The organism is Nonomuraea sp. NPDC050478 (assembly GCF_044458265.1).
Classification (GTDB): Bacteria; Actinomycetota; Actinomycetes; order Streptosporangiales; family Streptosporangiaceae; genus Nonomuraea; species Nonomuraea ferruginea.
Map to the genome: position 1 here is coordinate 94,046 of NZ_JBITHT010000004.1, position 17,577 is coordinate 111,622.

Sequence of the window (17,577 nt, forward strand, 5' to 3'; positions counted from 1 at the left end):
AGCGCGGCCGGGACCGGAAGCAGTGCTCTCCCTGAACGGAAAGAACGGAATGGAAACCAACCGCCCCGTCGGGCCGGTGTCCGGCACCGAGGTCCCGCGCTACGCCGGGCCCGCCACCTTCGCCCGCCTGCCCCGTACCGACCAGGTCGGCAAGGCCGACCTCGCCGTCATCGGCGCGCCGTTCGACAGCGGCGTCAGCTACCGTCCGGGGGCGCGGTTCGGCCCCTCCCACATCCGTCAGTCCTCCCGGCTGCTGCGGCCCTACAACCCCGCTTTGGACCGTTCCCCGTTCGGGGTCGTGCAGGTCGCCGACGCCGGTGACATGGTCATCAACCCGTTCGACATCACGGAGGCCGTCGGGCAGATCCAGGAGCAGGCCGGGGCGCTGACCGGCGCCGGCACGCGGCTGGTGACCCTCGGCGGTGACCACACGGTCGCGCTGCCGCTGCTGCGCGACCTGCACCGCCACCACGGCGAGCTGGCGGTGCTGCACTTCGACGCGCATCTGGACACCTGGGACACCTACTTCGGCGCGCCGGTCACCCACGGCACGCCGTTCCGGCGGGCGTCCGAGGAAGGGCTGCTGGACCCCGAGGGGTGCCTGCACGTCGGCATCCGGGGGTCCGTGTACGCCAAGGAGGACCTCACCGACGACGCCCGGCTCGGGTTCCAGCAGCTGACCAGCCGCCAGTTCGCCCACGAGCGGCTCGACACGCTGATCGAGGTCATGCTGCGGCGGCTCGGCGACCGTCCGGTCTACGTCTCGGTGGACATCGACGTGCTCGATCCGGCGCACGCGCCCGGGACCGGGACCCCGGAGGCCGGCGGCCTGTCCAGCCGGGAGCTGCTGGAGCTGCTGCGCGCCCTCGACGGGCGCAACGTGGTGGGCGCGGACGTCGTCGAGGTGGCGCCGGCCTACGACCACGCGGAGCTGACCGGTGTCGCGGCCAGCCATGTCACGTACGAGCTGCTGACCGTGATGGCCGGCGGCCACGTCAGCGACACCACTCCGGCCCGCTGACCTCGACGTCGTGGCCGGCGTACACGGGTGCGCCGGCCACGAACGTGGCCGCGACCGGCGCGCCGAGCTGGGCTTCGAGCCCTTCCTGCCGCCGGGGGTCGGCGTCGAGCACCGCGAAGTCCGCCGGGGCGCCCGGCCGCAGCGTGCCGGCCGGGCCGGACCCGGGGCGCACCGACGCCGACCCCCGCGTGTACAGGCGCAGCGCCTGTACCGGAGTGAGTCGCTCCTGTTCACCGAGCACCTCCCCCTCCCTGGACCGTCGCGTCACGCAGCTCCACATGCCCTGCCAGGGGTCGGGGCCCGCGCACGGGTAGTCCGACGAACCGCCCACCGGGACACCGGCGTCGACGAGCGTCCGGTGCCGGATGAGCCGTCCCATTCCGACTCGCCCGTAGGTGTCCGCGAGCCGCTCTCCGTGCTCATGGACGTACGAGCCGAACGGCACGACGCCCCAGCCCTGGCGCCTGATCACCGGCACCTGGTCGTCGCGGACGACGCTGCCGTGCTCGATCCGCCCGCGCAGCCCGGTCCGCTCCGACGCGCGCAGCAGCACGTCGATCGCCGCGTCGCCGTTGGCGTGCACGGCGAGGAGCAGGCCGAGGGAATCGGCCAGCCGCAGCTCCCGCGCGACGTCGTCGGCGGTGCGCAGCTGTTGCGGGTCACCGTCCGGCACGGGCTCGCTCAGCAGGCACGTCCCGCCGTTGAGCGCGCCGTCCACGAACGACTTCAGCCCGATCAGGCGCAGCCGGGGCCCGCCGCGCTCGGCCAGCCCGCGCGCCAGGTCCGGATCGCCGACGGGCGCCAGCGCCGAGTAGCGCGGCGAGGCGCCCTCGGCCTGGATCCGTTCGAGCAGGTCCCATCCGGTCTCGCCGCACAGCGCCTCGGTCAGCGCCGTGACGCCGCGGCTCACGTAGTCCCGCTGGATCCGCCGCAGCGCCGCGAGGCGGTCCTCGAAACCGGCCAGGGCGACCCGGCCGGGGTGGCGGGCGAGGGCCGGCTCCATGATGTCGAACATCGCCTGCTCGAAGACGCGGCCGGTGGCCAGACCGTCGGACCCGGTCTCCACCCAGCCGTTCGCCGGCACCGCCGCCTCGATCACCGCGCCGGTGTCGTCGGCGAAGCCCATGCGGGCCAGGCCGGCCGTGTTGGCGTAGCCCCAGTGGCCGTTGGCGTGCACCACGACCAGCGGGTCCGCCGGGCACAAGCGGTCGAGCAGGCGCCGGTCCACCGCGGCGCCGCCGCACCGCTCCTCCAGCCAGCCCACGAGTTTCACCCAGCCGTTGCTGCGGCCCGCCCGGCCCACCGCGGCGGCCACCCGGAGTGGATCGCGCTGGTCCCGCGGTGACAGGCTGACGTGGCACAGCTCGTCGGCGGCGATGGTGGGATGGCAGTGCGCGTCCTCCAGGCCGGGGATGACCCAGCGGCGGCCCAGGTCGACCACGTCGGCGTCCGGCCACGCGCCGGACAGCTCGCCGAACGGGCCGACCGCCGCGACCCTGCCGCCCGCCACGGCGAGCGCGTCCGCGGGGCGGCCCGCCCAGCCGGCCTCCGGCAGGACGGCGCGAGCCCGGAACAGGCTTACCCGCCCGTCGGTATCAGCCATGCGTTGCTCGCAGAGAACCGCAGGCCGACCGTGTCCCCCACCCCGGGGATCCCGGTCATCTCACCGCCGGTCCGCACGGTCACGTCGCGGCCGGTCTCCGTCGTGACGATCACCCGCTGCTCGGAGCCCAGGTAGACGACCTCGCGCACGGTGGCCCGGCAGGCCGCTTCCGCGTCGTCGGCGGGGAGGACCTTGACGTCCTCCGGCCGGAACATCACGCAGTGCTCGTCCCCGGACGGGGCTTGCTTGCCGCCCGGCCAGTCCGGCAGCGGGATCCGGCACTCCGGGGTCGCCAGGGCGGTGGCGCCGTCCTGCTCGACGAGCTTCCCCTTGATCAGGTTGCTGTCGCCTAGGAACTCCGCGACGAACCGCGTCGCGGGCCGGCGGTAGAGCTCGTCGGGCGTGCCGACCTGCTCGATCCGGCCCTGGTCGAAGACGACCACGCGGTCCGAGAGCGCCATCGCCTCCTCCTGGTCATGGGTGACGAACAGGAACGTGATCCCGACCTCGCGGTGGACGCGCTTGATCTCCAGCTGGAGCCGCTGGCGCAGCTTCTTGTCGAGGGCGCTCAGGGGCTCGTCCATCAGCAGGATCGGCGGGTCGAAGACGAGCGCCCTGGTCAGCGCGACGCGCTGCTGCTGGCCGCCGGACAGCTCCCGGGGACGGCGCTTCTCGAAGCCGGTGAGGTTCACCATCTCCAGGGCCGCGCGCACCCGCTCGCGGATCTGGTCCTTCGGGTATTTCCGTTCGACCAGCGGGAACGCGACGTTGTCCCAGACGGACATGTGCGGGAACAACGCGTAGTTCTGGAAGACCATGCCGAGGTTGCGCTGGTGCGGGGGCAGGTCGGCGATGTTCCGGCCGTGCAGGACGATCTCCCCCGCCGTCGGCGAGATGAAGCCGGCGATCATGTTCAGGGTCGTGGTCTTGCCCGAGCCGCTGGGACCGAGGAAGGTCACGAACTCGCCGCGGCGGATCTGGAGATCGACGCCGCTGACGGCCGCCGTGTCGGTGCCGGGGTACTGCTTGGAGACACCGCGCAGCTCCAGGGCCAGGTCGGTGTCCACTGCAACGGTCATCGCTTTGACCTTCCGTCGGAGCTGCTGGAGAAGAGGAACTTCGTCGAGACGAGGATGAGCACGGTGCTGACCAGGAGGATCAGGGTCGAGGCCGCGGCGATGGTCGGGTTGATGTCCCGCGTCACGCTGGAGTACATCTCGACCGGGAGCGTCCGCAGGCCGGGGCTGACGATGAAGAGCGAGACGACCACCTCGTCGAACGAGGTGACGAACGCGAACAGCCCGCCGGCCAGCATGCCCGGGGCGATCAGCGGCAGCGTCACGCGCAGGAACACCCGGTGCGGGCGGGCGCCCAGCACCTGGGCGGCGCGCTCCAGCTGGCCGTCCACCACCCGCAGCGCGCTGCCCACCGTGATCATCACGTACGGGACCGCGAGGACGCAGTGCGCGGCGACGAAGCCGGGCACCGTGCCGATCAGCCCCCAGCGCAGGAACATCGCGTAGACCCCGATGCCCAGCACCACGATCGGGACGACCAGCGGGGCGATCCCCACCATCTCCAGCAGTCCGCGGCCCCGGAACCGCCCGCGGACCACGGCGAACGCGCCGAGCGTCCCGATCACCACGGAGATGACCATCACCAGGACGGCGATCAGGAGGGACGACCGGAGCGCGTCGATCCAGACCGGGTTCTGGAAGAACTCCTGGTACCAGCGGAGCGAGTAGCCGGACGGCGGGAAGGTCAGCGTGCGCTCGGAGGCGAAGCTCATCGGGATGACGACGAGCGGCGGCGCCGTCATCCAGATGGCCACGATGGCGGCCATGAGGTAGAGCCAGCGCGGCCGGCTCCTGGTCTCCGTGCTGGTCATTTCTTGTCCACCGTTCCGCCGAAGGCCTGCTGGACGTTGACGACCCGGCTCATGAGGCCGACGAAGACGAGGGTCAGCACGGCGAGCACCACGGCCATGGCGCCGCCGCTGGCCCAGTCGAGCCGCTCGGTGACCTGCCGGACGATCAACTGGGACATCATCGAGTTCTGCGGCGAGCCGAGGATCACCGGCGTGATGTAGAAGCCGAGCGCGAGGATGAAGACGAGGACGCTGCCGGCGAACAGCCCCGGCAGGCTCTGCGGGAAGTACACCCGCCAGAAGGCCCGGAAGGGCGTCGCCCCCATCGACTGGGCGGCCAGCAGGTCGGAACGCTCGATCTTCTGGAGGTTGTTGTAGAGCGGCAGCACCATGAAGGGCAGCAGGATCTGCGCCATGCCGATGACCACGCCCGTGGTGTTGCGGATCAGGTCCACCTGCCCGAGCCCGATCGCGGCCAGGACCGCCTTGAACGGTCCGGTGTCCTGCAGGAGCACCAGCCACGCGTACGTACGCACCATGAGGCTGGTCCAGAACGGCAGCAGCACCAGCACGAGCAGCGCCCGGCGCAGCCGCGGGCCGGCCAGGGTCATGAGGTACGCGTACGGATACGCGAACAGGAGGCACGCCACGGTGCAGATGACCGCGACGAAGAACGTGCGGAACAGGATCGTGCGGTAGGCGGGCGTGCCGAGGAAGTCCCCGTAGCTCTGCAACGTCAGCGCGCCGTCCGCGTCGAGGAACGAGCGCCGGACCAGTTCGAGGACCGGGATGGCGAAGAATGCGACGAGCAGGACGAGCAGGGGGATCGCCAGGTGGATCCCCCGTAGTCGCCGGGCCGTCTGCTGGGCGAGCTTCAGCATGCCGTGGTTCCCGCTCCTGTCGTGCTTCGGTCGGCCATGGGACATCGGATGGGCCGATGACGCGGGTGCCGCCTCCGGACGGCGCCCGCGTGCATCGAGGTGGTGGTGGACGCTCCGGTCAGCCGGACGCCCACTTCGTCCAGTCGGCGCTCACCTTGTCGAAGTTGTCCGCCCACCACTGCTGGTCCATGTAGCGGCCCTGCTCACCCTGGCCGTTCTCGGTCGGGGAGAACTTCCGCGCGGTCTCGTCGAGCTCCGGCTTGGCGTCGGAGTTGACGACCCCGTAGGTGTACTTCTCGACGAACGCCTTCTGGCCGGCGGCCGACGTCATCTCGTTGATCAGGCTGACGCCCTGGTCGACGTTCTTCGAGCCCTTCACGATCGCGAGGGAGTCGACGAGCATCAGGTTGTCCTTCCACACCGGCTCGTACGTGGCGCCCGCGCGGACGGCGTCGAGCGCGCGGCCGCTCCAGGCGATCGACATCACGACCTCCTGGCTCTGCAACTGCTGCACCTGCTGCGCGCCGGTGTCGTAGAAGGCGATGTCGCCGCGGATCGCGTCGAGCTTCTTCATCGCCCTGGCCGTGTCGAGGGGGTACAGGCCGTCGAGGGCGACGCCGTCGGCGAGCAGCGCGGCTTCCAGCGCGCCGCCGGGGGCGTAGTTCCACACGCCGCGCTTGCCCGGATACTTCGCCGTGTCGAAGAAGTCCGCCCACGAGGTCGGCGGGTTGTCACCGAACTTCGCGGAGTCGTACACCAGGACGTAGGACAGGATGTCGAACGGGATGCCGCAGTCGGTGACCGCCTCGGCGGGCAGCTTGGACGTGTCGACCTTGTCCTTGATCTTCTCCAGCATGGTGCCGCACTGCGAGATCGCCCAGAAGGGCTCCAGCGTGATCACGTCCCACTGGGTGTTGCCGGAGTCCACCTGCGCCTTCAGTTTGGCGTAGTCCGTCGGACCGTCCGAGAGGGTGCGGACGCCGTTCTTCTCACCCCACGGCTTGACGATGAGGCTCTCCTGCGTCTCCTGGTAGCCACCGCCCCAGGACACGAAGGTGAGCTGCTTGTCGCCGCCACCTGCGCTTGAACCGTCTCCTCCGCCGCCGCACGCTGCCAGGAGCAGCGCCAGCACCGACGTGGCGGCTGCCACCGTGACGGGCCTTCTCGACCAACCCATGATTCTTCCTACTGTTCGTTTGGCGATGGAACGATCCAGGGGCGCGCGGTCACGCGTCCCTGGGACGTTGAGGGGTGGAACGCCGCTCAGGCGGGGACGGGTCCCGGGATGGAGAAACGGAACTCGCAGGTCGCGTCACCGCGCGACATCAACTCGCCCCACTTCACCTCGATGTCCTCGCGGTAGGCCTTGAACTGGGAGACGTGGAACTCGTAGTCGTAGATCTCCCCGTACCGGAGGCCGTCGAGGTCGTGCCAGGGCTGGACGAACGGGCAGAAGGTGCAGTCCTGCGACCATTCGACGGGGGTCAGGGTGCCCTCGTCGCGGTACTGCCAGACGTCCTCGTTGCCGCCGGAGTCGTACAGCTCCATCATGTTCACCAGGTCGAGGGTGAGACCCTTGCTCAGGTGGTCCAGGCGCATGGCGGCGCCGCGCTCGGCGCCGAAGGCGCGCACGGCCTCGCGGAACATCAGGTCACCGTCGGCGCCGAAGGCCTGCTCGGCCTCGCGGCCGAGGTACACGAGCAGCGCGCCGCGGTTCTCGGTGGTCGCCCTGAGCAGGGCGAGGCCATCCTCGCCGGTCAGCGGGACGCCGGGGAGCGTCCCCTCACCCGAGGGCGGCGCCTGTCCCGCCTCCAGGACGAGCGAGTCGCCCTGCCATCCGGCCTCGACGTCGTCCGGCAGGTCGGCGGCGCGCATGAGGGCCGACACCAGCGCCCGGTAGTGGATCAGCGCGAACGCCGGCACCCCGGAGGCCCGGTAGTGCAGGAGCTCCGGCGTGCCGTGCAGCTCCAGCCGGAGCCCTGCCTCGCCGACGCGCAGCTCACCCCACTTCTCGGCGTTGACGGACAGCAGTTCGGCCGTCCCCCAGGCCCGCACGATGCCCGGCAGGCCGTCGCCGCCGCGGCCGGCGGCGGCCTCCGCGCGCCAGTCGTAGTAGCCGCGCAGGGCGCGCTCGACGGTGGCGAGACCGGCCTCCTGCCGCGCCCTGGTGTACGCGAGCCCGGCGTGCCGGATGATCCGTGCCTCGTGCGTCATGGTCGTGACCAGGGGCGTCATCAGGTCACTTGATTCATGGGACATTTCGTACCTCCTGTCGGACACTGCTCCGGCAGACGTCGACGATCGGCGGATGGGGGGGCAGGGACCGCTCGGTGGCACTGGTTTGCCCTAGAGCGTGACTGCAAGAGGCTGCAGTGGTGCTGCAGAGTGGGTACAAACATAGGTAGCGATGTCGGAAAAGGTCAACCAAAACCTTGGCGAACGTCTGAGCCTTTTACCTGAGCGCAACAAAGCGCCCCTGACCCGCTCAGGCCGCGGGGTCCTCCGGCGACCGCCGGGATCTCAGGGCGAGATAGAAGTCGACCTTGTCCGCCATCCGGCGCAGGTCGCGCCCCGTGACCTGCTCGATCGTCACCAGGCGGTACCGCAACGTGTTGACGTGGATCCCGAGGGCCTCGGCGCTCGCCTGGTAGGCGCCGTTGCGGTCGAGGAACTCCCTGAGCGTCGCCACCAGCTGGGACCCGTGCCGGGAGTCGTACTCCACCAGCGGGCCCAGCACCAGGTCCTCGAACCCGCCGACGATCTCCTCGTCCAGCGCGAGCAGGACCTCGTGGGTGCCGAGGCGCTCGTACCTGGCGACCCGCTCGCGCCCGGCGCCGGTGGCGGCGAGCCGGGCGGCGCGCCGGGCCGCGGTCACGGCGCGCGGCAGGTCGGACTCCCCGTCGCGGGCCAGCGTCCAGCCGGCGTGGACCTCCCGGCCGAGCTGGCGTTCCACACATTTCAGCAGGCACGCCACGGTCTGGTCGCCGACCGCCGCGCCCGGCCGCAGGATCAGGACGCTTTCGCGTACGTCCGGGATGACCTCGACCTCGTCGGCCCCGCAGTCCCGCGCCGCCGGGGGCACGGCGTCGAGCAGGCTGTCCGCGACCGGTCCTGGGACGGCGGGGTAGGCGAGCACCGCCACGGCCGGAGCGGGACCCGCCAGCGGCGGGCCTGCCGGGCGGCCGCTCTCGGCCAGGGCGAGCTGCTCGCGCCGGCGTGACGCGGCGTGGCCGCGCCGCTCCCGCACCCGGACCAGCTCGCCGCGCAGGTAGGGCAGCGCGTTGTCCAGCACGCGGCGCTCGGCCGCCGTCATGGCGGCGACGGGCCGCGCGTAGCCGAGGAAGCACCGGGCCGGCGCGACCTCGTCCACCCGCATGACGGTGACCGCCGTCGAGTCGGCGAGCGTGGCCTGGACGGGGAAGGCGACGGCCTGGCTGCCTCGCTGGCAGGTCACCGCGGCGGCGCCGGGCGGCGCGGCCGGGCTCGCCCAGACCACCTCGGGGCCGTCCGCCACCCAGACGTCGCCCGCGAGCTGCGCCGCGAGGACGCGGACCAGCTCGGGCATGCCCCCGCCGGAGACCGCGGCGGCCAGCGCCTCGTGGTGCCGCACCAGCCGGCGCAGGTCGTGGCGCTCGGCGTTCGCGGCGGCGTGGAAGGCGCGCGCGACCTCGATGAACGGCACCTCGTGCGGCACCCGGACCAGCGGGAGGCCGATGGACCTGCACGCGTCCAGCACGTCGGCGGGGACGTCCGCGCCGGGGGCCTCGACGCCGTAGCCGAGGGCCGCGGCGCCCGAGCGGTGGAGCGCCCGGACGAAGCGCTCGGCGTCGCCCTCGGCCTGCCGCCACAGCCCGATCGTCAGGATCAGCTCGCCGCCGCCGAGGTAGCCGCTCGGGTCGGCCATGTCCGTGGAGTGCACCCAGCTCACGGGGACCGGCCGGCTGGGGCGCAGCACGAACCGCAGGCCGAGGTCCTCCGTGGTCACGAGTTCGTGCAGGTACACGCCGGTACTGTAGCAATCTCCAGGTTCCTGCCCCGGCGTCCGGAGGATCCGACGATTGCCGACCTGCGCGCCGGTTCGGGAAGACTGCAGCATGGCCGTCAACGACATGCCGGTGCGGCTGCTGCGCTGCGAACGGATCCGCACCATGGCTCCGACCGGCGCTCCCCAGGTGGTGGACGCGCTCGCGGTCGCCGGTGACCGCGTCGTCGCCGCCGGGCCCCTGGCTGGGCTGCGCGAGCGGTTCCCCGAGGCGCCGGAGACCGACCTGGGCGGCGGCTGCGCGCTGCCGGGGTTCGTCGACGCGCACCTGCACCTGACGATGGCGGCGCGCGACTCCGTCGGCGCCGACGTCTCCGCGGACGTGACCCCGTCCGCGGATCGGCTGGCGGAGCGCCTGCGGGCCGCCGCCGCGACACTGCCGGCGGGTGCGTGGCTGCGAGCCGGCCGGTACGACCACGTACGGACCACCGGCGGGCGGGTCGTCGACCGGCACGACCTGGACCGTTGGGTGCCCGACCGGCCGGTCCTCGTCACCCATGTGGGCGCCCACTGGGGCGTGGTCAACTCCGCGGCGCTGGCCGCCGCCGGGCTCACCGACGATTCCCCCGATCCGCGCGGCGGCTCGCTCGGCCGGGACGGGGCCGGCCGGTTGACCGGGGTGCTGTACGAGCAGGCGCTGTTCGACCTGGCCTACCCGTCCCTTGCTCGCCGCCCGCCCGTGATCCCGCCGCCGGGCGAGGACGAGCTGCTCGCCGGGCTGGACACCGCTTCGGCCAGGTTCCTGTCGGCGGGGATCACCTCGATCGGGGACGCCATGGTCGGCCCGGACGAGCTGCGGCTGCTGCAGACCGCCCGGGCCCGCGACCGGCTCCGGCAGCGGGTCACCGCCCTGGTGACGTACCCGCACGCGGACCACCTGATCGCCGCCGGGATCCAGGACGGGTTCGGGGACGACTGGCTGCGCCTGGGCGGCATCAAGGCGTTCGTCGACGGCGCGGTGGCCGGGCTCACCTGCTGGCTGTCGGAGCCGTTCCGCGGCACGGACGACCACGGCATGCCGGTGGTGACCCCGGAGGAGCTGACGGACCTCGCGGTGCGCGTGCACTCCGCCGGGCTGCGCCTGGCCGTGCACGCCAACGGCGACCGCGCCATCGCGCTCCTGCTGGACGCGGTCGAGCACGCCCGCGGGCGGCGGCCGGACATCACGACCCGCCATCGCATCGAGCACTGCTCCGTCCTCGACGAGGCGATCGTGGCGCGGATCGCGGCGCTGGACCTGATCCCTGTCCCGTTCGCCGGCTACGTCACCTTCCATGGCGACGCGCTCGTGGACGCCTACGGCGAGGAACGTCTCGGGCGGATGTTCGCCCACCGCCGCATGCTGGACGCCGGCATCACCGTCGCCGGGTCGTCCGACTACCCGTGCGGGCCGTACGAGCCGCTGTTCGGCGTGAAGAGCTGCGTCACCCGGCGCACCCGCGCGGGCCGCGTGCTCGGCGCTCACCAGCGCATCAGCACGGGCGAGGCGCTCGCCCTGTTCGGCACCGGCGCCGCGGCCGCCGCCGGGGAGGAGGGGCACAAGGGCCGGCTCGCCCCCGGTTACCTCGCCGACCTGGTCGTCCTGGCCGCGGACCCGTTCGAGGTCCCGCCCGACGAGCTGGACCAGATACCCGTCACGCAGACCTGGGTCGGAGGCGTCCCGGCGTGGACCTCCTGAACCTGCTGGAAACCCGTCCCACCTCACCGATGGCGAGTCCCGATATGCCTTCTCCCACTCCCGTCCTGCGCTTCCTCGACGCCGGTCCCGGCGGCACGGCCGCGGCGACCCTCGCCGGGCAGGGCGTCCGCCCTGAAGAACTGCTCGCCGTCGAGGTGTTCTACGACCACGCGCGGCTCAGCGCCGAGCAGGCACGGGAGTCGGTGCGGGAGCTGAACCCTGACGGCGACCTTCCGGTGTCGGCGATCCCGGCCTCCGTCGGGGTGCTCGGCGGGGACCTGACCCGGGTGCAGGCCACGGCCCTGCCCTCCGGCGTGGCCGCTGCCCGCGAGGCGGGCGGACGGTACGCGGCCGGCGGCCCGGCGGTCGCGACCCGGCTGATCACGGCGCCGGAGGCCGGGGACATCGTCGAGCAGTCCCACGCCATCCTGCGGACCATCCAGGACCTCCTCGCCGAGCAGGGCCTGGGCACCGACGACGTGGTGAAGTTCAACATCTTCTACCAGGGCGAGGGGACCCAGGAGGACTGGGCCGTCGCCGCGCGCGTCCGCGCCGGGTACTTCACCGAACCCGGGCCTGCGACGACGGGGATCCCGGTGCCCCGGTTCGACGAGCCCGGCGTGCTGATCGCCATGCAGGTGCTGGCGCTGCGGGGCGCCCGTCCGGCCCGCCGGCACTCCTGGCCGGAGGGTCACTGGGACTGGCCGTTCCATCTGCCGTACAAGCACGGGAACCGCTCGGGCGGCCTGGCCTTCGTCGGCGGGCAGGTGCCCCTCGACGAGCGGGCCCGCTCACTGGACGTCGGCGACTTCCCCGCGCAGGTGCGCCGGTCGCTCGACTACATCGCGCGGGTGCTGGACGAACTCGACGTGCCCCGGTCCGCGGTCCGGCGGCTCACCGCCTTCGTGGCCGCCGACGCCGGCAGCGGGCCGGGCAAGCTGGCCGCTCTCCAGGCCGAGGTCGGCGCATTCTTCGGCGACTCCTCCCCCGCTCTCGTGCCGGTGCCCCTCCCGGTGCTCGCCTACCCCGGCATGGACGTCGAGATCGAGGTGCAGGCCCTGGTCGGCTGAGACGGCGGCGCCGCTCAGAACGCCGGAGGGGTCATGGAGATGATCAGCCGCGTGTCGTCCTCCAGCCCCCGGAACTGGTGGGGCAGGCGGGCGACATAGGAGAGCGAGTCGCCCTCGCTCAGCGTCAGCTCCTCGGCGCCGACCTTGATGACGGCCGACCCGCGCCTGACGATCAGGCATTCCTCGCCCGCGTGGGACAGGGCGTGGTTGAACCTGCCCGTCTCCGCGCTCAGGTGCATCTCGATCATCTGCAGGTTGCGCAGCTGCCCTGACGAGAGCAGCTCGTAGGACACCCCGCCGCTGTCGGGCGGGCGGATGACGTTGCGGGAGCCCTCCCGGATCAGGGCCGGCCGGTCGGCCGGGGAACCGAACAGGTCGAACATCGCGATGTTGAGCACCTGGGTGATGCTGTGCAGCGTGGCCAGCGACGGGGTCACCTTCCCGCGCTCGACCTGGCTGAGCAGGCTCGGGCTGATCCCGCACTCCGCGGACACCACGTCCAGGGACAGGTTCCTGGACGCTCTGGCCTCGCGCAGGCGCCGGCCTATCTCCGCGACGTCCAGTGGCTCCGCAATCTCGTTTGACATCCGTATCTCCTCCAGACGGGCCGTCGGCGAAGGGGGCGGCCCGAGCGCGACAACCGCAAGGATACCGGTCCTTACAGTGCGACTGCAGGGTCTGCAGTACATCGGTCCTTCGCACCTGCCCGGCAAGAGCGACCCGGCAGCGCGCAACCCGTGATCACGAGAAGAGGATATTCGGCGGAAGGCTCGCCCGCGGCCATCTCGGCACCCGCCCGCCACCGGAGTACGGACTCCGCGAGACGGGCTTGACACACGTCTTTTGTGTCGTGAATACTAGTTCCTAAATCGAGGGGGAGTACCCGACGATCGACGCATCGCCGTCAGGACGGACCCGGTGGATCCGGGGCCCGGTGGTGCGGTCGCCCGCCGAGGCGACCTGGGGAGACCGTCGACCAGCCGACGCCGCCCGCGCGCGGGCGGCCGGGTCGAGGGGGTCCTCTATGTCCGTCGCCTGGTGGGCGTGGGTCGCGGTGATGCTGGTGGTCGCGGCGATGCTGGCCGTCGATCTGTTCCTGCACCGCGACAACCACGTCATCGGCTTTCGCGAGGCTGCCGTCTGGTCCGGCGTCTGGATCGCCGCCGGCGTGCTGTTCGGGGCGATCCTGTGGTGGTGGCAGGGCGGGGAGGTGGCGGGCACCTACTTCGCCGGCTACCTGATCGAGAAGGCGCTGTCGATCGACAACGTGTTCGTCTTCGCGCTGATCTTCACCGCCTTCGCGGTTCCCGCCACGCTCCAGCACAAGGTGCTGTTCTGGGGGGTCATCGGAGCGCTGGTCTTCCGGCTCGCGTTCATCTTCGTCGGCGTGGAACTGCTGGAGACGTTCTTCTGGACCGCGTACGTGTTCGGCGCGTTCCTCGTCTACACCGGCTACAAGATGGCCTTCCGGCACGGCGAGCAGACCCCGCCCGACCGCAACCCGGTGGTGCGTCTGGTGCGCCGGGTGATCCCCACCGACCCCCGCTACCACGGTGGCCGCTTCTTCGTCCGCACCGGTGGCCGGCGGGTGGCCACGCTGCTGCTCGTGGTGCTCATCGCCGTCGAGGCGACCGACCTGGTCTTCGCGATCGACTCCGTCGCCGCGATCCTGGCGATCACCACCAGCACCTTCATCGTCTGGACCGCCAACGCGTTCGCGATTCTCGGGCTGCGCAGCCTGTACTTCTGCCTGGCCGGGCTGCTCCGCCGGTTCGTCCACCTGCACTACGGCCTGGCCGTGCTGCTGGCCTTCGCCGGCGTCAAGCTGATCCTCTCGGAGACCCCGGTCGGCAAACTGCCGATCCCGCTGACGCTGGGCGTCATCGTCGTCGCCATCGCCGTCTCGATCGTCTGGAGCTTGATCGCCACCCGTGCCTCCGGCGCCGCCACCGACGGCCGGATGGCACGGGAGGGGTGACCCGCTCTCCCCGCCTGACTCGCGATTCATCACTTTCGATTCATGACAACGAAATCGTGCTCGTAAAATGGTGGACGTGCCGGACTGGACCTTCCTGACCAACCACGCCCACGTGCTGTTGTGCATCGCCCGCGACCCCGGCGTGCGCATCCGCGATGTGGCCGCCCGCGTCCAGATCACCGAGCGCGCCGCGCAACGCATCCTGGCCGACCTCACCGCCGCGGGATACCTCACCGCCAGCCGGGAAGGCCGCCGCAACCGCTACCGGCTCAACCCCACCCTGCCGCTGCGGCACCCTCTCGAACAGGACCATCAGATCGGCGAGATCCTCGCGGTGTTCCAACCTGCTCTCCCTTACACCGCCCCCTCCAGAAGCGAGGCGACGTCGGCCGGCGCCGGCCGAGAAGGCGTGACGGCAGCCGTTCCGGAAGAGCTCGCCCGAGGTGGCTGACCAGGTCGGCCAGGATGGCGACGCGGGGTTCCGCCTGCGGGGAGCAGCGGGAGGATCAGACGGCCCGCCACCCCGTGCACTGGTTGTTCGTCCCCGAAGGCCGCCAGCAGAACCTGACGTCGGTGGGGTTGGACCTCAGGGTGTGGGGGTAACACACACCGCTGTAAATGGGCGCGTCATATCGGATGAGGGTGCCGCCGCTGTACCGCACCGTGCCCCAGACGTCCGAATCGGGCCAGCTTCCGAGCACCCGGCAGACGTTCAGCCTCGTGTGGTTGGAGTTGATCTCCGCGAAGCCCCAGTCGTTCCCCACTCTGAACGAGTGCGCCTCCGCGGGCGCGGTCATGGCCAGGGCCGTCGCGGCCGCGGCGATGGCTACTTGCCCGACCCGCAGGATCTTCGTACGCATGGTTGTCCCCTTCTTCCGACTGCGCGGCTTCTGGTGGCCCGAGAACGGGCTCACTGAAGCCTCGCCTCCAGGAAGGGACAGGACGAGGGCAGCGACAGGACATTCCGCCAGGATCAGCGTCACGTACCGGGCGGGAGCACGGTCACGGGCGGGTACGCGTACGCGCCGTCGAGGACCGGCCGGCGGGGCAGGTAGAGACGCAGGATCAGGTTGAACCGACCGGCCGGGACCGGCAGCCAGTTGCTCTCGGAGCCCGCCGGCGGTTCGTGGCACAGGTGCAGGTCGAGTGAGCCGTCCGCGCCGGTGACGAGGCCCGGGTCGTCGCCGCTGATGGAGTAGCGGCCGGACTCGTTGGGGACGAGGAACATGTCCGGGCCGTACGCGGTCAGGGACCAGAAGGCGTCGACCGGGGGCAGGCCGCCCCCGGGGAAGCGGATGCGGTAGCGCTTGGAGCCGTCCAGGGGCAGGCCGTCCGCGCTGGTCGAGGTCCGCGGGTAGATCGCCTCCTCCGCCGGGACGGGGCCCCAGAAGTATCTGGCGACCGTCGCCCGTTCGCGGAGCCCGCCGCGGGTGTCCTGCGTGCCGAGGCCGAGGTTGGTGGTCCAGCCGTTGACGGTGCGGGGGGCGGTGGCGGGTGGCTCCAGCTCGCGCATGCCCGCCGCGACGGCTGCGGCGAGGACCGCTCTGCCAGACTCGTCCAGTTCGGCGCCGGGGCGCCGGCCGGCGGCGACGCCGAGGGCCGCCACGGCGTCGAGCGCCCGGCGCTGCTCGGCGGTGACGGGCGGGTTGGCCGGCAGCGCGGCGCAGAGCTCGTCGAAGAAGCCGATGCCGTCGCGTCCGGTGTCGTGCGCGCGGCCGGCGGGGGGCGGCAGCGTCGTGCCGCCGGCGGTTCCGGCGCGGGCGCGCAGCTCGATCCTGGCGGCGAGGGCGCCGGCCTCGGCGGCGTCGGCGGCGTCGAGGGCGCGGATCCGGCAGAGGAGGAAGGCGTGACCGGTGGGGCACGGTATCGGTTCGAGGCCGTCGGGGATCGGGCCGGAGTGGCCGGGGGGAAGGATGGCCCAGGAGCCGCCCCGGCCGCCGGTGGTCCGCGTCCCGAGCAGCCCGAAGCCGCCCATCCAGGCGTCGAGGAGCTGCACGCTGTGGTAGCGGTCGCGGATGTCGGGGAGGGTCAGCGTCAGAGGACCCGCCCGCAGGTCCAGGACGGCGAGCGCGTAGACGGTGTCCAGGTTCGGCGCGACGATGGCCCGGCTGCCGGGGCCCGACAGCCGCCGTGAGGCCCACATGGTGTTGACGCCCAGCCGCTGCGCCATGCCCTGCATGATGCGCGCGGTGGCCACCAGGGGGAAGCCCGCGAGGAAGGCGTTCTTGGCCGCCGTGACGCGGGGATCCGCGACCTCGGGGACCGGTGCCGCGTCGTCGTGCCAGACGGGTGAGCTCATGTCGGTCCTCCAGGGCCGGTGCGTCGTGTGGGGTGCGGGACCACCCGTGCTTCGGGGATCACCACGTCGTCGGTGAGCAGCCATCGGAACAGCACCCAGCCGCGCGGGTGTCCGGCGGTGTCGAGCCAGTTGGGCTCGCCCGGGTCGGCGTGGGCGACGACGACGCGCAGGGTCCCGTCGGGCGCGAGCGTGGCGCTGCGGGCGTTGAGCGCGGTGGAGCGGCTGCGATGGTCGAGCGACTGGCCCCACCGGTTGGCGAGATGGACGCCCCAGTAGCGGCATCGCGGCGGCCGGGCCTCGACGACCAGGGCCTGGTCCGGTTCGAGGGAGTACCAGCAGATGACATAGCCGGCGTCGGGTGTCCCGTACAGGCCGTGGCCCCGGTGTTCGACGAACCGGTTGGGCGTGGCCTCGGCCTGCTCGGCGCGCTGCCGTGCCACGCGCGTCGCGGCCGTGACGAACGCGGTGGCGGACCGGGTGGAGGCGACGAAGCGGGCGTCGTCGAACACCGGATCCGGCCCCGGATCGTCGAGCGCCTCGATCGTGAACCGCGCGGGCCTGTCGCGGGCGCGGTCGAGGAAGTACTGGCGGGCGATGACCGTGTGCGCTCCCGGCGCGAGCGGGATCCAGGTGCCCGGCCGCGCGTCAGGGGAGAGCGTGATCTCGAACGAGCCGTCGGGGCCGAAGGCGATCCGCTCGTCGTTGAGGTTGGTCACGCGGGTCGGCCGGCCGTCGCCGGCGTTCGCGCCGTAGACGCAGAAGGCGAGGTACGGCACGGTGCCGCGGTCTCCTCGGATGCGGTACGAGCGCCGGCTGGAGATGAGCGCAATGTCGTACTCGGTGTCGGGGTTGTCGAAGAACAGCTTGCGCACCGGAGTGACGCCCGGCAGGAACAGCGGGCGGCCGGAGTCGCGGGTGCCGGCCCGGTCGACCTGGTCGGCCAGGACGTGGAGCACATAGCGGAAGCCTTCCGCGACGTCGACGCCCGCGTCCGGCCCGGCCAGGCCGGCCACGGTCTCCCCCGCCTCGTCCAGCGCGCGCACGAACCGCCTCCAGGCCTCCAGGGCGTCCGCCATGCGTTCGATCTCCTCCATGAGTAATGGATCTCATTAATATCTGCCGGAGGATAGTATGGCGA

16 protein-coding genes are annotated in these 17,577 nt (G+C 72.0%); 5 read left to right on the forward strand and 11 right to left on the reverse strand.

Annotated features, from left to right (window positions below):
• Positions 1-49: 49 nt before the first annotated feature.
• Positions 50-1,021: an agmatinase gene (gene speB, locus ACIBF7_RS20615; RefSeq protein WP_397197847.1), complete on the forward strand. Its 972-nt coding sequence runs from the start codon at positions 50-52 to the stop codon at positions 1,019-1,021.
• Here the strand turns inward: speB and ACIBF7_RS20620 are convergent.
• The 7 genes from ACIBF7_RS20620 to ACIBF7_RS20650 all read right to left on the reverse strand — a co-directional run bounded on the left by ACIBF7_RS20620 (position 996) and on the right by ACIBF7_RS20650 (position 9,375).
• Entirely contained in the window at positions 996-2,624 is a 1,629-nt protein-coding gene (locus ACIBF7_RS20620) for an amidohydrolase (protein ID WP_397197848.1), read from the reverse strand. The genes speB and ACIBF7_RS20620 overlap by 26 nt on opposite strands.
• Entirely contained in the window at positions 2,600-3,703 is a 1,104-nt protein-coding gene (locus tag ACIBF7_RS20625; protein WP_148033020.1) for an ABC transporter ATP-binding protein, read from the reverse strand. The genes ACIBF7_RS20620 and ACIBF7_RS20625 overlap by 25 nt, the downstream gene beginning before the upstream one ends.
• A complete protein-coding gene (locus tag ACIBF7_RS20630; protein ID WP_187281280.1) occupies positions 3,700-4,512 on the reverse strand; it encodes an ABC transporter permease in 813 nt (270 codons plus the stop codon). The genes ACIBF7_RS20625 and ACIBF7_RS20630 overlap by 4 nt, the downstream gene beginning before the upstream one ends.
• Positions 4,509-5,372 (reverse strand): ABC transporter permease, encoded by an 864-nt coding sequence (locus ACIBF7_RS20635; protein ID WP_148033021.1) that lies wholly within the window; start codon positions 5,370-5,372, stop codon positions 4,509-4,511. Before ACIBF7_RS20635 ends, ACIBF7_RS20630 begins: the two co-directional genes overlap by 4 nt.
• A gap of 118 nt (positions 5,373-5,490) precedes the next feature.
• Entirely contained in the window at positions 5,491-6,549 is a 1,059-nt protein-coding gene (locus tag ACIBF7_RS20640; RefSeq protein WP_271280344.1) for an extracellular solute-binding protein, read from the reverse strand.
• Positions 6,550-6,635: 86 nt separating this feature from the next.
• Positions 6,636-7,607 carry an L-2-amino-thiazoline-4-carboxylic acid hydrolase gene (locus tag ACIBF7_RS20645; RefSeq protein ID WP_271280345.1) on the reverse strand — a complete coding sequence of 324 codons (972 nt, stop codon included), beginning with the start codon at positions 7,605-7,607 and terminating at the stop codon, positions 6,636-6,638.
• Positions 7,608-7,857: 250 nt separating this feature from the next.
• Positions 7,858-9,375, reverse strand: a complete 1,518-nt coding sequence (locus ACIBF7_RS20650; protein ID WP_345482833.1) for a PucR family transcriptional regulator ligand-binding domain-containing protein — start codon at positions 9,373-9,375, stop codon at positions 7,858-7,860.
• A 91-nt stretch (positions 9,376-9,466) separates the two neighbouring features.
• Between ACIBF7_RS20650 and ACIBF7_RS20655 the strand changes: the two genes are divergently transcribed.
• Positions 9,467-11,092 (forward strand): amidohydrolase, encoded by a 1,626-nt coding sequence (locus ACIBF7_RS20655; protein ID WP_271280306.1) that lies wholly within the window; start codon positions 9,467-9,469, stop codon positions 11,090-11,092.
• A 44-nt stretch (positions 11,093-11,136) separates the two neighbouring features.
• Positions 11,137-12,162 carry a RidA family protein gene (locus ACIBF7_RS20660; RefSeq protein ID WP_397197849.1) on the forward strand — a complete coding sequence of 342 codons (1,026 nt, stop codon included), beginning with the start codon at positions 11,137-11,139 and terminating at the stop codon, positions 12,160-12,162.
• A 14-nt stretch (positions 12,163-12,176) separates the two neighbouring features.
• Here ACIBF7_RS20660 and ACIBF7_RS20665 read toward each other — a convergent pair whose 3' ends face one another.
• Positions 12,177-12,749 (reverse strand): helix-turn-helix domain-containing protein, encoded by a 573-nt coding sequence (locus tag ACIBF7_RS20665; RefSeq protein ID WP_187281282.1) that lies wholly within the window; start codon positions 12,747-12,749, stop codon positions 12,177-12,179.
• 437 nt (positions 12,750-13,186) lie between these two features.
• On the opposite strand from ACIBF7_RS20665, the gene ACIBF7_RS20670 reads away from it, so the two are divergent.
• Both ACIBF7_RS20670 and ACIBF7_RS20675 read left to right on the forward strand, forming a co-directional pair.
• On the forward strand, positions 13,187-14,140 hold the full coding sequence (locus ACIBF7_RS20670; protein ID WP_271280308.1) for a TerC family protein: 954 nt from the start codon (positions 13,187-13,189) through the stop codon (positions 14,138-14,140).
• Between the two features lie 76 nt (positions 14,141-14,216).
• Positions 14,217-14,591 (forward strand): helix-turn-helix transcriptional regulator, encoded by a 375-nt coding sequence (locus tag ACIBF7_RS20675; protein ID WP_397197850.1) that lies wholly within the window; start codon positions 14,217-14,219, stop codon positions 14,589-14,591.
• Positions 14,592-14,646: 55 nt separating this feature from the next.
• On the opposite strand, the gene ACIBF7_RS20680 is transcribed toward ACIBF7_RS20675, so the two are convergent.
• From ACIBF7_RS20680 to ACIBF7_RS20690, 3 genes are all read right to left on the reverse strand, one after another.
• A complete protein-coding gene (locus ACIBF7_RS20680; RefSeq protein WP_397197851.1) occupies positions 14,647-15,000 on the reverse strand; it encodes a hypothetical protein in 354 nt (117 codons plus the stop codon).
• Positions 15,001-15,119: 119 nt separating this feature from the next.
• Positions 15,120-16,439: a DUF1254 domain-containing protein gene (locus tag ACIBF7_RS20685; RefSeq protein ID WP_397197852.1), complete on the reverse strand. Its 1,320-nt coding sequence runs from the start codon at positions 16,437-16,439 to the stop codon at positions 15,120-15,122.
• Positions 16,436-17,533: a DUF1214 domain-containing protein gene (locus ACIBF7_RS20690; RefSeq protein ID WP_397197853.1), complete on the reverse strand. Its 1,098-nt coding sequence runs from the start codon at positions 17,531-17,533 to the stop codon at positions 16,436-16,438. Before ACIBF7_RS20690 ends, ACIBF7_RS20685 begins: the two co-directional genes overlap by 4 nt.
• Positions 17,534-17,577 lie beyond the last annotated feature (44 nt).

Bases quoted from the DNA above. Each gene is read 5' to 3' on its own strand.
- ACIBF7_RS20640 (WP_271280344.1), bottom strand. From the start codon at position 6,549: ATGGGTTGGTCGAGAAGGCCCGTCACGGTGGCAGCCGCCACGTCGGTG.
- ACIBF7_RS20680 (WP_397197851.1), bottom strand. From the start codon at position 15,000: ATGCGTACGAAGATCCTGCGGGTCGGGCAAGTAGCCATCGCCGCGGCC.
- ACIBF7_RS20690 (WP_397197853.1), bottom strand. From the start codon at position 17,533: ATGGAGGAGATCGAACGCATGGCGGACGCCCTGGAGGCCTGGAGGCGG.
- ACIBF7_RS20630 (WP_187281280.1), bottom strand. From the start codon at position 4,512: ATGACCAGCACGGAGACCAGGAGCCGGCCGCGCTGGCTCTACCTCATG.
- ACIBF7_RS20685 (WP_397197852.1), bottom strand. From the start codon at position 16,439: ATGAGCTCACCCGTCTGGCACGACGACGCGGCACCGGTCCCCGAGGTC.
- ACIBF7_RS20625 (WP_148033020.1), bottom strand. From the start codon at position 3,703: ATGACCGTTGCAGTGGACACCGACCTGGCCCTGGAGCTGCGCGGTGTC.
- ACIBF7_RS20655 (WP_271280306.1), top strand. From the start codon at position 9,467: ATGGCCGTCAACGACATGCCGGTGCGGCTGCTGCGCTGCGAACGGATC.
- ACIBF7_RS20660 (WP_397197849.1), top strand. From the start codon at position 11,137: ATGCCTTCTCCCACTCCCGTCCTGCGCTTCCTCGACGCCGGTCCCGGC.
- ACIBF7_RS20670 (WP_271280308.1), top strand. From the start codon at position 13,187: ATGTCCGTCGCCTGGTGGGCGTGGGTCGCGGTGATGCTGGTGGTCGCG.
- ACIBF7_RS20645 (WP_271280345.1), bottom strand. From the start codon at position 7,607: ATGACGCCCCTGGTCACGACCATGACGCACGAGGCACGGATCATCCGG.
- ACIBF7_RS20620 (WP_397197848.1), bottom strand. From the start codon at position 2,624: ATGGCTGATACCGACGGGCGGGTAAGCCTGTTCCGGGCTCGCGCCGTC.
- ACIBF7_RS20665 (WP_187281282.1), bottom strand. From the start codon at position 12,749: ATGTCAAACGAGATTGCGGAGCCACTGGACGTCGCGGAGATAGGCCGG.
- ACIBF7_RS20635 (WP_148033021.1), bottom strand. From the start codon at position 5,372: ATGCTGAAGCTCGCCCAGCAGACGGCCCGGCGACTACGGGGGATCCAC.
- speB (WP_397197847.1), top strand. From the start codon at position 50: ATGGAAACCAACCGCCCCGTCGGGCCGGTGTCCGGCACCGAGGTCCCG.